This window comes from Stenotrophomonas sp. YJH_SMC_133 (genome assembly GCF_059370655.1).
This window is the reverse complement of the sequence record NZ_JCAFTW010000021.1, coordinates 1-14412: the sequence shown is the minus strand read 5'-3', so window position 1 is coordinate 14412 and position 14412 is coordinate 1. Positions and strand designations below refer to the sequence as shown.

Sequence of the window (14412 nt, the reverse complement as noted above, 5' to 3'; positions counted from 1 at the left end):
CGAAGGTGACGATGCGAAATGCATCACGTCATTCGGGATCGGTTGTTAAGTGGCGGTCAAAATACGCGCCTTTGTGGCGATCCTCGTGATCGCAGGCGAGGATGCCGGCATCGTGCGCGATGCCGGCGATGACCCCGATGGACATCCGCCGACGGTGTTCCGGTAGTGCCGGCCGCTGGCCGGCAATCCACAGGTCGATGCGATGCGCGGTGGCAATGCCGGCCAGCGGCCGGCACTACCGATACGGGCATCAGCTCGACAGATGCTCGATCGCTGCCACCTTGCCCAGGCGCTCGCCCAGCATCGTCAGCAGCGCCAGGCGGTTGCCACGCAACGCCGGATCTTCCGCATTGACCATCACGCCATCGAAGAACGCGTCGACCTGCGGGCGCAGGCGGGCCAGGCGCGCCAGCACCGCCACGTAATCCTTCTGATGCAGGCTGGCGCCGGTGTCGTCGATGGCCGCAGTGACCGCTTCAGCCAGCGCGCGCTCGGCGTCTTCCTGCAGCAGCGCCGGGTCGATCTGGGCCGGAATGTCGCCTTCAGCCTTGCGGAGGATGTTGCGGATGCGCTTGTTGGCCGCAGCCAGCGCCTCGGCTTCCGGCAGCGCGGCGAAGGTGCCGATCGCGTCCAGGCGGCGGTCGAAGTCATACAGCGAGACAGGCTTCAGTTCGGCCACCGCATTGAAGTGCGTGGCTGGCACGTTCTTGTCGCCGTAATAACCCTTCAGGCGGTCGAGGATGAAGTCGTACAGCTCGCCGACGTCGGCCTGCACGTTGCGTGCGGCCAGGCCGGCGTTGGCGCTGGCCAGCAGTGCGCGCAGGTCCAGCTCGAAGCCGCTTTCGATGATCGTGCGCGCCAGGCCCAGCGCATTGCGGCGCAGCGCGAACGGGTCCTTGTTGCCGGTCGGCTTCAGGCCTGCGGCGAAGCCGCCGGCCAGGGTGTCCACGCGTTCGGCAATGGCCAGGACCTTGCCCAGCGGCGACAGCGCGATGTCATCACCACCGAAACGTGGCTGGTAGGCCTCGTCGATGGCCAGCGCCACCTCGGCCGATTCGCCACCGGCCACGGCGTAGTGGCGGCCGGCGATGCCCTGCAGCTCCGGGAACTCGTTGACCATGCGCGACTGCAGGTCGTTCTTGGCCAGTTCGGCAGCCCGCCTGGCCTGCGCGGCATCGGCACCGACCTGGGGTGCGATCACTTCGGCCAGTGCAGCCACGCGCGCCACCTTGTCGGCCACGCTGCCCAGCTTGGCCTGGTAGGTCACCGTCTTCAGCCCCTCACCCATCGACACCAGGCCCTGCTTCAGGTCCTCGTCGAAGAAGAACTTGGCATCGGCGAACCGCGGACGGATCACCCGCTCGTAGCCCTTGGCCACTTCCGCCACGTTCTTCGATTCGATGTTGGCGATGCCGATGAACTTCTCGGTCAGCGTGCCTGCCGCATCCAGCACCGGGAAGAACTTCTGGTTGATCTCCATCGTCTCGATCAGCGCTTCCTGCGGCACCGCCAGGAACGCGCGCTCGAAGCTGCACAGCACCGCCGACGGCCATTCGACCAGGTTCACCACCTGCTCCAGGTTGTCGTCGGTGATGCGGGCGCTGCCACCGGCCTTGGCCGCAGCGGCCTCGACCTCGGCGACGATGCGCGCGCGGCGCTCGCTCGGGTCGACCAGCACGAACGCGGCGCGCAGCGCTTCAACGTAGTCCTGCGGCTGCGCCAGCGACACCGCCTGGTCATGGTGGAAGCGATGGCCACGGCTGACGCGGCCGGCCTGCAGGCCGAACAGTTCGGCCTCGACCACGTTGGCGCCGTGCAGCAGCACCAGCCAGTGCGCCGGGCGCGCGAAGCCCCAGGCGTGGTCGCCCCAGCGCATCGGCTTGGGAATCGGCATCGCCGCGATCGCCTCGCGCAGGATCTCCGGCAGCAGGCTGGCGGTGCTCGCGCCCGGGGTCACCGCGCGGTGCACGAAGCGCTCGCCCTTGTTGTCGGTGGTCTTCTCCAGCGCGGTCCAGTCGATCCCGGCCTTGGCGGCGAAGCCCTGCAACGCCTTGGTCGGCTGGCCTTCGGCGTCCAGCGCAATGTTCAGGTACGGGCCCAGCACTTCGCTGTGCTGCTCCGGCTGTTCCAGACCGACGCCCGGCAGCAGCACGGCCAGTCGGCGCGGGGTCGACAGCGGGCGCGCATCGCCCAGTTCCAGCGCGACGCCGCGCTTGCGCAGGCCTTCGACGACACCGTCGAAGAATGCCTGGGCCAGGCCCGGCAGCGCCTTGACCGGCAGCTCCTCGGTGCCCAGTTCGATCAGCAGGGGGGACAGTTGGCTCATCGGTTCGATCCTGTGGTGGGGGCGCAGCGCGCAACGCGTCCGGCGCCCCGGGTAGTTGATGAAAAGCGGGTCGGTGCGGGAGGGCCGTCAGGCCTTCTTCGCACCCGGGAAGCCCAGCTTCTCGCGCTGCTCGTAGTACGCCCTGGCCACCGCCTGGGCCAGCGCGCGCACGCGCAGGATGTAGCGCTGGCGCTCGGTCACGCTGATCGCACGGCGCGCATCCAGCAGGTTGAAGGTGTGGCTGGCCTTCATCACCTGCTCGTAGGCCGGCAGCGGCAGGTTCACTTCCACCAGCTTCTGCGCCTCACGCTCGCAGGCGTCGAAACGGTGGAACATTTCTTCCACGTCGGCGTATTCGAAGTTGTAGGTGCTCTGCTCCACCTCGTTCTGGTGGTAGACGTCACCGTAGGTCACCGGCTGGCCGTCCGGGCCGTAGGTCCAGATCAGGTCGTAGACGTTGTCGCAGTTCTGCAGGTACATGCACAGGCGCTCGAGACCGTAGGTGATCTCGCCCAGCACCGGGCGGCATTCCAGGCCACCGGCCTGCTGGAAGTAGGTGAACTGGGTCACTTCCATGCCATTGAGCCAGACTTCCCAGCCCAGGCCCCACGCGCCCAGCGTCGGCGATTCCCAGTTGTCCTCGACGAAGCGCAGGTCGTGCACCAGCGGGTCGATGCCCAGTGCCTTCAGCGAATCCAGGTACAACTGCTGGATGTTGTCCGGCGCCGGCTTCATCGCCACCTGGTACTGGTAGTAGCGCTGCAGGCGGTTCGGGTTCTCACCGTAACGGCCATCGGTCGGGCGCCGCGACGGCTGCACGTAGGCCGCATTCCAGCCTTCCGGACCGATCGCACGCAGGAAGGTGGCCGGGTGGAAGGTACCGGCGCCCACCTCCAGGTCGAGCGGCTGGATGAGCACGCAGCCCTGCTGGGCCCAGAACTGGTTCAGGGTCTGGATCAGGCCCTGGAAGGTGATCGGAACGGTCGGGGTCGCGGACATGCGTACGAGTCTTGGCCGGCAAGGGGGTGCGCTAGTATAACGGCCGACCTGCGGGGCATTCCGTACCCGGGAGGAGCAGGCAGATGGAACATCGGCTGCCGGCAGGCACGCCCGGCGAGGCGGACGGCGTCCCGCTGCCCTGGGGACGGCTGCATTTCGAGCAGATTGCCGCGGCCCTGACCGCCGATGGCCTGGTGGCCGAGCAGGACCGCGAGCGCATGCGGTTTTCCGCACAGGGCGCGCGCAACGCCAGTGAAGTGCATCCGCTGGTACTGCTGTCCAACCTCAAGCTGGCCGCCACCGGCGGCGGCGAACTGACCCTGGAACGCCTGACCGAGTGGCTGGCGCAGCGCACCGGCAGCCGTTACCTGCGCATCGACCCGACCCGGGTGGACGTCGCTGCGGTGACCGCGCTGGTGTCGCATGCCTACGCCCGCCGCCACCGCTTCCTGCCGCTGGCGGTGGATGCCGAGCGCGTGCTGGTAGCCACCAGCGAGCCGCTGGTGCAGGAATGGCGTCGTGACCTGCAGCACCTGACCCGCCGCCGCATCGAGCTGGCGGTGGTCAACCCGCTGGACCTGCACCGTTACACCATGGAGTTCTACGGGGTGACCCGCTCGGTGCGCGGCGCCCGTGGCGATGTGCGCGGCGAGGCCAGCACCACCCTGCCCAGCTTCGAGCAGCTGGTGGAGCTGGGCCGCACCGGCGACGTCAATGCCGACGACCAGCACATCGTGCACATCGTCGACTGGCTGCTGCAGTACGCCTACGAACAGCGCGCCTCGGACATCCACCTGGAGCCGCGCCGCGAGATGGGGCGCATGCGCTTCCGCATCGACGGCGTGCTGCACAAGGTGTTCGAGGTACCGCCGGCGGTGATGACCGCCGTGGTCAGCCGCATCAAGGTGCTGGGCCGCATGGACCTGGCCGAGCGCCGGCGCCCGCAGGATGGCCGCATCAAGACCCGCTCGCCGGGTGGCCGCGAGGTCGAGATGCGCCTGTCGACCATGCCCACCGCCTTCGGCGAGAAGTGCGTGATGCGCATCTTCGACCCGGATGCCGCGTTCAAGAGCATCGACCAGCTCGGTTTCAGCCCGCAGGAGGCCGCCGGCTGGAATGCGCTGGTCGAGCGCCCGCACGGCATCGTGCTGGTCACCGGCCCGACCGGCTCGGGCAAGACCACCACCCTGTATTCCACGCTGAAGCGGCTGGCCACGCCGGACGTGAACGTGTGCACGGTGGAGGATCCGATCGAGATGATCGCGCCCGAGTTCAACCAGATGCAGGTGCAGGCCAACATCGACCTGGACTTCGCCAGCGGCGTGCGCACCCTGCTGCGGCAGGACCCGGACATCATCATGATCGGCGAGATCCGCGACCTGGAGACCGCACAGATGGCGGTGCAGGCCTCGCTGACCGGCCACCTGGTGCTGTCCACCCTGCATACCAACGACGCGCCCTCGGCGGTCACCCGCCTGCTCGACCTGGGCGTGCCGCATTACCTGCTGGCCAGCACCCTCAACGGCATCCTCGCCCAGCGCCTGGTGCGCACGCTGTGCCCGCACTGCAAGCAGCCGCACAGCCTCGGCGCGGCCGATTGGGCGGTGCTGGCTGATAGCCATGCTGCATATCCAGATGCCGCCACGCCCTGTCGGCCGGTCGGTTGCCTGGAATGCCGGCGCACCGGATTCCTCGGCCGCATCGGCCTGTATGAGTTGCTGCCATTGGGTTCGCGGCTGCGCGGGCAGATCCGCGCCGACATGGACCTGGCCGGTTTCACCCGTGCCGCGCGGGCTGAAGGGCTGCGAACCCTGCGCCAGGCCGGGCTTGAAAAGGTGGCGCAGGGGCTGACTACAATCGAGGAAGTCCTGTCAGTGCTGCCGCCCCCGGATGAACCCAGCCCCGTTCCTGATCCTTGAAACCGGCCGACCGGTGCCGTCATTGCGCCGCTACGGGCGCTTTCCGCACTGGATCCGCGTCGCCGCCGGGCTGGAAGAACACGAGACGGTGGTGGTCGATGTCGAGCACGGTGGCGCCCTGCCCGACCCTCATGCCTTCGCCGGCGTGCTGGTGACCGGCTCGGCCGCCTTCGTCACCGACCATGCCGACTGGAGCGAGCGCAGCGCCGCGTGGCTGCGCCAGACCGCCCACGACGACCTGCCGGTATTCGGCATCTGCTACGGCCATCAGCTGCTGGCACATGCGCTGGGTGGCGAGGTGGCCTACAACCCGGCCGGCCGCGAGTCCGGCACGATCGAACTGGAACTGCAGCCGCAGGCCGCGCAGGACCCGCTGTTCCAGGGCCTGCCGCAGCACTTTGCCGCCCATGCCACCCATCTGCAGACCGTGCTGCGCGCGCCCGATGGTGCCGAGGTGCTGGCCCGTTCACCGCTGGATGGCTGCCATGCCTTCCGCTGGGGCCGCCAGGCCTGGGGCGTGCAGTTCCATCCGGAGTTCGCCACCCACCACATGCGTGGCTACGTGCGTGCCCGCGCCGACTGCATCGGCCGCCACGGCGGCTGCGCCCGCAGCATCGAGCGCGCGGTCAGTGCCGCGCCGCTGGCCCGCCAGCTGTTGCGCCGCTTCGTCCGCCAGGCACGGCTGTCTTCAGCCCAGCCGGTGGCAAAACAGGGATAATCGGCGGCACGGGCAGCCGCCCGGCCCCCTCCTGTCCTTCCCGGATGTCCATGAAAGAGATTCGCAAGCTGCCGGCTTCGGCGGGCGCCCAGTGGTTGCTGGATACGTTCTCCCTGTACCGGCGTGCGCCGCTGCAGCTGGCCCGGATCGGCCTGACCTGGCTGCTGGTGAGCTGGGTGGTCACCTTGTTGTCGACGCTGATTCCTGGCGCTGCCGGCATGGCCGTGCAGCTTATGACGCTGGCCATTTCGCCGATCATGTTCGGCGGCATGCTGTATGCCGTGGGCGAGATCGATGAAGGCCGCCCGGGCCTGGCCTCGCACCTGCTGCAGCCGATCCGCGACCACCGCGTCAGCCACCTGCTGGTGCCGCTGGCGATCCAGGTGCTGGCGGTGCTGCTGCTGGGCGCGCTGCTGTTCCTGATGATCGGCCGCGAGGGCTTCACCGCCTTCAGCGAGGTCATGACCAAGATGGAAGAGATCAGCCGCAGTGGCCAGCAGATCAAGCCGGATGACGCGGCCGCGCTGGTTGCCAACCTGCCGGCCAAGCGCATCGCGCTGTGGATGCTGCTGGTGTTCCTGAGTGCGGTCGCGCTGTCGCTGGCGATGTTCACCCAGCCGGCGCTGGTGGTGTTCGACAAGCAGAGCGGCATGCACGCGCTGCGCCTGAGCCTCCAGGGCTGCATCGAGAACATCGGCGCGATGATCGTGTTCGCCGCGCTCGGCCTGATCGCCGCGTTCTGCATGTACATCCTGTTCGTGATCGTGATCCAGATCGCGATGCTGATCGGCGGCCCGCTGGCCGCCGCCTTCATCGCCCAGCTGGTGCTGACCACGGTGCTGATGCCGCTGTATGTCGGCGCGGTCTACGCCGCGTGGAAGCAGATGTTCGTGCACCGTGGCAGCCGCGCCGCCCCGCCGGTCCCGACCACGCCGACCTCGAGCGACATCTTCCACGCCTGATGAAAAAGGGGACGGAGGGGATTAAGTCGTTTATGCCCAGTGTGTGCAGCTAACGACTTAATCCCCTCCGTCCCCTTTTTTCTTTCAGGCGGCGGGCTTCTTGACTGCCGACGACGGCACCAGCCAGCGTGCGGCGTGGATGCCCAGCTCGTACAGCAGGCACATCGGAATCGCCAGCATCAGCTGCGACACCACGTCCGGCGGGGTCAGCACCGCCGCCAGCACGAAGATGCCGACGATCGCGTAGCCGCGGCCTTCCTTGAACTGCTGCGGCGTCACCCAGCCCAGCAACACCAGGATCACCATCGCCACCGGCAGTTCGAAACTGCCACCAAAGGCGAAGAAGATCGCCAGCACGAAGTCCAGATAGGCATTCGCATCCGGTGTGATTGCGATCACGTCCGGGCTGAAGGTGGTGAGGAAGTGGAACACCGCCGGCAGCACCAGGAAATACGCAAAGGCGCAACCGGTGTAGAACAGCAGCACCGATGACACCAGCAGCGGCACCGCCAGGCGCTTCTCGCGTGCATACAGACCGGGCGCGACGAACGCCCACAGCTGGTACAGCAGCCACGGTACCGCCACGAACAACGCGACGAAGAAGGTCAGCTTCAGCGGTGCGAAGAAGGCACCGGCCGGGTTGGTGGCGATCATCGTCTGCCCGTTCGGCAGCTGCGAGACCAGCGGTTCGGCCAGCGCGTTGTAGAGCTTCTGGGTGAACGGCAACAACGCCAGCAGCACCACGCCCAGGCCCAGCAATGCGCGCACAAGCCGGCCGCGCAGTTCCACCAGGTGCTCTACCAGCGAGCTTTCGCCGAAATCCTGTTCACTCATGGCTGGCGCTCCGTGCTCTGCGCCGGCGGCGGCGTAACAGCTTCAGCGGGCGCGGCCGAAACCGGCTCGGCGGCACCACCGTCCTGCGCTGGTTCAACGGCATCGGGCGCGGCGCTCATGTGCGGCGGCAGATCCGCGGGCGCCGGTGCACGGACGTGCTGCACCAGATCATCGCCCTGCTGCTGCGCCTGCTGGGCTTCGCGACGGATCGCTTCACCGCTGGCGCGCAGCTGGTTCTCGGTGTCCTGCATGCCCTGACGCACATCCTGCATCTGCCGCTTGATGTCCTCGGCCTGCAGTTCGCGCTCCAGTTCCTGTTTCACCGAATCCCATTGATTGCGGGCGCGACGCACCCACAGGCCGGCGAAGCGGGCCGCCTTGGGCAGGCGCTCGGGACCGAGCACCACCAGGGCGACCACTGCAATCACCAGCAGTTCGCTGAAGCCGATATCGAACACCGCAACCGCTCCGGATCAGCGAGCGTTACGGTCGTGCTCGTCCTGCGCGGTGCGCGACGCGTCCTGGGTGCGCGACTCATCGCCCAGCTGCGCGTTCGGCTTGTCCTCGTCGCGCATGCCCTTCTTGAATTCCTTGACCGCCGAACCGAGGTCCTTGGCGCCGCTGGTCAGGCGCTTGGTGCCGAACACCAGCAGGACGATGGCCAGCACGACCAACCAATGCCAGATGCTGAAACTGCCCATAAAGACGCTCGTTACGTTAGTGATCAGGCTGTCGAGCATAGCGCACCGGCTGTCAGCCGGCGCGCGTGACGAAAGTCAGTTTCCGCCCAGCGTTTCCGTACGGATCTCGCCGTCATTCACCGGCTGGAAGCCCTGCTGCTGCGGCGGCGGGGTCTGCGGCACGTTCTGCAGCGGCGCGGTGGTGGCCTCAGCCGGCGCAGCCGGTGCTGCCTGAACAGGCGCCGGAGCAGCTGCCGGGGCGGCAGCCGGGCGCGGCGCGCTGCCGCCGTTGCCGCTGCGGTTGTTGCGCGCCGCGTAGGTGGCCTCTTCCAGGCGATCGCGGAAGGCGACCACATCCATCGACGGCGAACCGGCGGCGCGGCCTTCGAAGATCATCCGCGGCGTGGTGTTGCTGCCGTAGGCGTCCAGATTGGCGGCATCGTCGATCTGCAGCACCGCGCCATCCAGCGCGACGCCGGCAAACAGGCCGCGGGCGCGCGACCAGGACCAGATCTCGGCCTTCAGCTGGCCGTCGGTGGCCGCGGCGGCGTTGCGGCCCACCGGACCGGCGGCGACGCCAGCGTCGGCACCCAGCGTGAACTTGCCGTTGACCAGGTTGTCCAGGCTGCGGTCGTTGCGGAACACCAGCACCACATCGGAGGACTGCACGCCGGCCTGGAAGCCGATGCTGCCGCCGGTGAGCTTCACGAACACCGGGTTGGACCAGGCGCCGTTGGGCATGCGCACCGACATCAGGCCGTGGCCACGACGACCGCCAATGACCAGACCGGCCTTGATCGTGTCGGGAATGACGATGACCGCGCGGCCTTCGTCCAGCAATTTATCCGGAATGCCCTGTTCAGGGATTTCCTGGATTTCAGCCAGCACGCGCACGGCATTGCGCGCACGCTGGTCTTCCTGCGGCCCGGCCATGGCCTGGCTGGACAGCAGGCTGGCGGCGATCAGCAGGGCTTGGATCGGGCGACGCATGGCAGGCTCCAGAAGTCAGTCCATAGGAAGATATAGCAAGTGACTGAAATTAGTAGCGTTGTCATGAATCCCCAATGAGCGTTCCCTGCTCACATTGATGCGCGCTATGCCTGCAATCCGAACCCTGCATCCCGGCGCGACACCGGATCGGCGACAATACCGCCATGCTCGACGCACCCGATACCGCCGTGCTGGCGGTCAACCTAGGCACGCCCGAGACGCCGACGGCCCCCGCCGTACGCCGTTACCTGGCTGAATTCCTGTCCGACCGCCGCGTGGTCGCGATCCCGCCACTGCTGTGGCAGCCGCTGCTGCGCGGACTGATCCTGCCCCTGCGCAGCAGTCGTTCGGCGGCCAAGTACGCCCAGGTCTGGCTGCCCGACGGCTCACCGCTGATGGTGCATACGCGCCAGCTGGCGCAGGCCATGCAGGCCCTGTTGCCGACCCTGACAGTGCGCCATGCGATGCGTTACGGCGAACCGGCGCTGGCCAGCGAGCTCGACCGCCTGGCAGCCGACGGTGCGCGCCGCATCGTGGTGCTGCCGCTGTATCCGCAGTACTCCACCACCACCACTGCCTCGGTTGAAGACCGCGTCGATGCCTGGCAGCGCCGCAATCCTGGCGTGACCGTGAGCCTGGTGCGCGACTATTCGGTCGATCCGGGCTGGGTCGAGGCCGTGGCCGGCTCGATCCGCCGCTACTGGGAACTGCACGGTCGTGGCCAGACGCTGATGTTCTCCTTCCATGGCATCCCGCAGCGCCTGGCCGATGCCGGCGATCCGTATCCGCAGCGCTGCGAGGCCAGCGCACAGGCCATCGCCAAGGCGCTGGAACTGGGCAGGGACGAGTGGCAGATGGGTTACCAGTCGCGTTTCGGCCGCGAGCGCTGGCTGCAGCCGTATGCCGAGCCCAGCCTGTGGGCGCTGGCCGAATCCGGCGTGAAGCAGATCGACGTGGTGTGCCCCGGCTTCGCCACCGACTGCCTGGAGACGCTGGAAGAAGTCGCGCTGGGGTTCACCGAAACACTGGCCGAGCGCGGCGCGACGATGCGCTACATCCCCTGCCTCAACGCCGAACCGGAGCACGCACGCGCGCTTGCGCGGCTGGCCGTGGCCTCGCTGGCATGAGTCTGCAACCGTTTGAACTGGAGGTCGGTGGCGCGCGCGTCGCCGGCCTGCGCAACCACGTCGATGGCCCGCGCGTGCTGGCCCTGCACGGCTGGCTCGACAACGCGGCCAGCTTCGTGCCGCTGGCGCCGCACCTGTCGTCGCTGCAGCTGGTTGCCATCGACCTGCCCGGTCATGGCCACAGCGCGCATCTGCCGGCCGGTGCCAGCTACACCACGGCCGCCGCGATCTGCCACGTGCTCGACGTCGCCGATGCACTGGGCTGGGACCGCTTCAACCTGCTCGGCCATTCGATGGGCGCCGGCATCGCCAGCCTCACCGCCTCGGTCAGCGACCGCGTCGAGCGCCTGGTGGCGATCGAAGCTCTCGGCGGCCTGCGCGGCCCCGAAGAAGAGACCGCCCATCGCCTGCGCGAGCATGTGAACGCCACCCGTGCGTTGGCGCGCAAGCAGCTGCGCGTGTTCCCCGACCTGGCCGCGCCGATCCGCGCACGGATGATGACCAACCAGCTCAGCGAACCGTGCGCACGACTGCTGGTCGAGCGCGGCGTGGAACCGGTCGAAGGCGGGTATCGCTGGTGCAGCGATCCGCGCCTGATGCTGCCCACCGCGATCCGCCTTAGCGAGGGCCAGATCGACAACCTGCTGCAGGCCATCGCCTGCCCGACACAGGTGATCTATGCCACGCCGGCGCAGTCGTATTATCCCGAGCCGATGCGCAGCGATCGCCTGCAGCACCTGCGGGATGGCCGGCTGGCAGTGTTTTCCGGCAACCATCACCTGCACATGGAAGATCCGGAACAGATCGCAGGCGTGATCCTGCACTTCTTCAGCAACGACAACGCCGGCTGAGCGCAGGCGTCCGCGCGCTTCACTCCGCGCGTCTGCGGCCGATACATCAGTTGCGGGCCCCTGCGCCCGCTGCACGCGGGCCCGGTCGGTCCTGCGGCATGTGTCTGGTTCTGCAAGGAAGTCCGCATGCCCGCTCTGCTGCACCGTCACCCACAGGATGTGGCCGCGGTGTCCCGTCTCCGCGCCGCTGATCGCGCCGCATCCCTCGAATTCCCGGCACCCGCCCTCGTCACGCCCTGCTGCGTGCGTTGCGGCGTGCTCGTTGTCGTCTGCTGACCCAGGAGCCTCCGATGTCCATTGCATCCGCCCGTCCCCCCGATACCGCCCGCCTGCCGCATCTGCAGCAGCTCGCGCACCGCGCTGACCGCCGCCTGCTGATCGGCAGCGCGGTACTGGCCCTGGCTGGCCTGGTGCTGGCCCTGCGTGGCCCGCAGGTGCAGGCCGCCGCGTTGGCGGCCGTCGCCGTGCTGCCAGCCGCGTGGTTGGGCGGGGCCCAGGCGGGCCGGGCCATCGCCCGCAACGGTCTGGCGTTGCTGTTGTCGCTGCAGCTGGCCGTGTTGTGCGCGATCATCAGCCTGTCGCCGGCATTGCCGATTGCCCTGCTGCTGGGCGTGCTGCTGGGCCATCGCGATCGCCTTCCGGTGTGGCTGGCCGGTGGCGTCGGTACGCTCGCCCTGCTGGCACCGCTACAGGGCGGTGCCGCGCTGTGGCCGACGCTGCTGCAGGCCGGCATGCTCGCGGGCCTGACCCTGTTCCTCGGCCAGGTCGCACTGCGCCTTCGGCAGCAGACCGAGGCCCTTGGCCACGGCCCGCGTCGGCTTGCCGCGCTCGCACGCGATATCGCCACCGGTGCCGATCTTGGCGCGCATGCCGATACCGGCGCCTATGCGCCGGGTTCACTGGCCCACGCCCTGGCCGACACTGCACGCCACGTGCAGGCCCAGCGTGGGCGCGAAGCCGCGTCACATGCCGAGAACGCGCAGATCCGCCAGGCCCTCGATGCCTCGCGCACCGCGATGATGATCGCCGACAACGACCATGTGATCCGCTACGTGAACCGCTCGGTGGTGGCACTGCTGCGCAACCAGCAGGCGACGTTGCGACAGGCCTTCCCCGATTTCGACGCCGAGCGCCTGGTCGGCAGCAGCATCCATCGTTTCCACGCCAACCCGGACCGCATCCGCGCGATCCTCAACGGCCTGCAGGTAGCGCACAACGGCAAGGTGCAGATCGGCCCGGTGCACTTCGCGCAGGTGGTCACACCGGTGTTCGACGCGCAGGGCGTGCGCCTGGGCTTCGCCGTGGAATGGCATGACCGCACGCATGAGCTCGCGCTGGAGAATGCCGTGGCCGGCATCGTCGCAGCGGCAGCGGCCGGTGACCTCGACCAGCGCCTGCAGGCCACTGAAGGCGCCAGCTTCCTCGATGGCCTGACCGGTGGCATCAACCAGCTGCTCGATACGCTCGGCAGCACCGTCAACGAAGTACGGCAGATGCTCTCGGCACTGGCCAACGGCGATCTGGATCGGCGCATGCACGGCGAGTATCACGGCGCGTTCGCTGCCATCCAGCGCGATGCCAATGCCACGGCCGGGCAGTTGGCACGCATGGTCGGCCGCATCCAGGAATGCGCGGCGTCGATCAGTACCGCCGCCAGCGAGATTGCCGCCGGCAACGGCGCATTGTCCGAGCGCAGCGAGCGCCAGGCAGCGCACCTGCAGGAGACCGCAGCATCGATGGAGGAACTGACCGCCACCGTGCGCCAGAACGCCGCCCATGCGCGTGAGGCCAGTGCGTTGGCCGCCTCCACGCAGAACGCTGCCAGTGACGGCAACACGGCCATGCAGCGGGTGGTGGATACCATGCAGGCCATCGAAGGTGCCTCGAAGCGGATCGGCGACATCACCGGCGTCATCGACGGCATTGCCTTCCAGACCAATATCCTGGCGTTGAACGCAGCGGTGGAGGCGGCACGCGCCGGCGAGCAGGGCCGAGGCTTTGCCGTGGTGGCCAGCGAGGTGCGCGTGCTGGCGCAGCGTTCGGCGGCGGCCGCACAGGAGATCAAGAAGCTGATCGACGAAGCGGGCCGGCAGGTGGGCGAAGGTGCCCAGCTGGTGGCCGATGCCGGCCAGCGCATGCAGGGAATTGTCGGCGGCGTGGAGGATGTCAGCCACCTGATGCGCGAGATTTCTGCAGCGTCGCAGGAGCAGTCGATCGGTATCGAGCAGATCAACCAGACCGTGGTGCAGATGGATCAGGCCACGCAGCAGAACGCGGCGCTGGTGGAAGAAGCCACCGCTGCCGCACGCGAGCTGCAGAACCAGGCCGGCACGTTGACCGAAGCAGTCTCGGTATTCCGCCAGCAGGAACCGCTCGAGGTCTCGCGGGTCGCCTGATCCGGGCCTTCCATTCGAGTTTGATCAGGACGGCGCCCGCAGGGCGCCGTCTTTTTATGCGTGACCTGCCCCTGGTAGCGCCGGCCGCTGGCCGGCAACCGATTGCTGTGTTGGCCTGCTGTTGGTAGCGGCCAACCTTGGTTGGCACCGCTGCTCCTCGCAGGGGGTATCCACGCATGGCGTGGATCTACCGGGCGATGTAATGCCATCGGGTTGCCGGCCAGCGGCCGGCACTACCCGGTGTTTACCGCGCACAAAGTTGCCGGCCGCTGGCCGGCAAACGACCGCTGTGTGCGCCTGCTGTTGGTAGCAGCCAACCTTGGTTGGCGCCGCTGTTCCTCGCAGGGGGATCCACGGATGGCGTGGATCTACCGGGCGATGTAACACCATCGGGTTGCCAGCCAGCGACCGGCAATACCGGCATTTCGGGCGCACAAAGAAAAACCCCGCTGCGTGAGCAGCGGGGTTCTCGGGTGTAAACCCTGGCGATGACCTACTCTCGCATGGCTTGAGCCACACTACCATCGGCGCAGCTGCGTTTCACTTCCGAGTTCGGGATGGGATCGGGTGGTTCCACAGCGCTAATTTCACCAGGGAGGCGGTTGGAGCG

Annotated in this window: 12 protein-coding genes and 1 rRNA gene; 6 read left to right on the top strand and 7 right to left on the bottom strand. The window is 68.0% G+C overall.

The genetic code is table 11. The features are described from left to right. Window positions 1–250: 250 nt before the first annotated feature. Together glyS and glyQ are read right to left on the bottom strand one after the other, a co-directional pair. A complete protein-coding gene (glyS, locus tag AC5P78_RS20520) occupies window positions 251–2326 on the bottom strand; it encodes a glycine--tRNA ligase subunit beta (RefSeq protein WP_012481648.1) in 2076 nt (691 codons plus the stop codon). A gap of 87 nt (window positions 2327–2413) precedes the next feature. Next, window positions 2414–3325, bottom strand: a complete 912-nt coding sequence (gene glyQ / locus AC5P78_RS20515; protein WP_012481649.1) for a glycine--tRNA ligase subunit alpha — start codon at window positions 3323–3325, stop codon at window positions 2414–2416. Window positions 3326–3408: 83 nt separating this feature from the next. Between glyQ and AC5P78_RS20510 the strand changes: the two genes are divergently transcribed. From AC5P78_RS20510 to AC5P78_RS20500, 3 genes are read left to right on the top strand one after another with little or no spacing between them, the layout of a single operon-like run. Continuing rightward, window positions 3409–5244 (top strand): GspE/PulE family protein, encoded by a 1836-nt coding sequence (locus AC5P78_RS20510; RefSeq protein WP_005414929.1) that lies wholly within the window; start codon window positions 3409–3411, stop codon window positions 5242–5244. Beyond that, window positions 5216–5962: a glutamine amidotransferase gene (locus AC5P78_RS20505; RefSeq protein ID WP_012481650.1), complete on the top strand. Its 747-nt coding sequence runs from the start codon at window positions 5216–5218 to the stop codon at window positions 5960–5962. Before AC5P78_RS20510 ends, AC5P78_RS20505 begins: the two co-directional genes overlap by 29 nt. A 50-nt stretch (window positions 5963–6012) precedes the next feature. Continuing rightward, window positions 6013–6924, top strand: a complete 912-nt coding sequence (locus AC5P78_RS20500) for a BPSS1780 family membrane protein (protein WP_099562707.1) — start codon at window positions 6013–6015, stop codon at window positions 6922–6924. A gap of 84 nt (window positions 6925–7008) precedes the next feature. Here the strand turns inward: AC5P78_RS20500 and tatC are convergent, their stop codons facing one another. The 4 genes from tatC to AC5P78_RS20480 form a co-directional block, all read right to left on the bottom strand. Then, entirely contained in the window at window positions 7009–7758 is a 750-nt protein-coding gene (gene tatC, locus AC5P78_RS20495; protein WP_005420449.1) for a twin-arginine translocase subunit TatC, read from the bottom strand. Continuing rightward, window positions 7755–8216: a Sec-independent protein translocase protein TatB gene (tatB, locus tag AC5P78_RS20490; RefSeq protein WP_005414931.1), complete on the bottom strand. Its 462-nt coding sequence runs from the start codon at window positions 8214–8216 to the stop codon at window positions 7755–7757. Before tatB ends, tatC begins: the two co-directional genes overlap by 4 nt. A 15-nt stretch (window positions 8217–8231) precedes the next feature. Beyond that, the gene (gene tatA / locus AC5P78_RS20485) at window positions 8232–8459 is read right to left on the bottom strand and encodes a Sec-independent protein translocase subunit TatA (protein ID WP_005414932.1); all 228 of its coding nucleotides are present in this window, start codon (window positions 8457–8459) and stop codon (window positions 8232–8234) included. 75 nt (window positions 8460–8534) lie between these two features. After that, on the bottom strand, window positions 8535–9428 hold the full coding sequence (locus tag AC5P78_RS20480) for a lipid-binding SYLF domain-containing protein (protein WP_005411678.1): 894 nt from the start codon (window positions 9426–9428) through the stop codon (window positions 8535–8537). 164 nt (window positions 9429–9592) lie between these two features. On the opposite strand from AC5P78_RS20480, the gene hemH reads away from it, so the two are divergent. From hemH to AC5P78_RS20465, 3 genes are all read left to right on the top strand, one after another. Further along, window positions 9593–10555, top strand: coding sequence for a ferrochelatase (gene hemH / locus AC5P78_RS20475; RefSeq protein ID WP_043034408.1), 963 nt, complete (start codon window positions 9593–9595; stop codon window positions 10553–10555). Further along, on the top strand, window positions 10552–11406 hold the full coding sequence (locus tag AC5P78_RS20470) for an alpha/beta fold hydrolase (protein ID WP_043034407.1): 855 nt from the start codon (window positions 10552–10554) through the stop codon (window positions 11404–11406). The genes hemH and AC5P78_RS20470 overlap by 4 nt, the downstream gene beginning before the upstream one ends. A gap of 290 nt (window positions 11407–11696) precedes the next feature. Continuing rightward, on the top strand, window positions 11697–13802 hold the full coding sequence (locus AC5P78_RS20465) for a methyl-accepting chemotaxis protein (protein ID WP_495217351.1): 2106 nt from the start codon (window positions 11697–11699) through the stop codon (window positions 13800–13802). A gap of 480 nt (window positions 13803–14282) precedes the next feature. On the opposite strand, the gene rrf is transcribed toward AC5P78_RS20465, so the two are convergent. Then, a 5S ribosomal RNA gene (rrf, locus tag AC5P78_RS20460) occupies window positions 14283–14397 on the bottom strand. Window positions 14398–14412 lie beyond the last annotated feature (15 nt).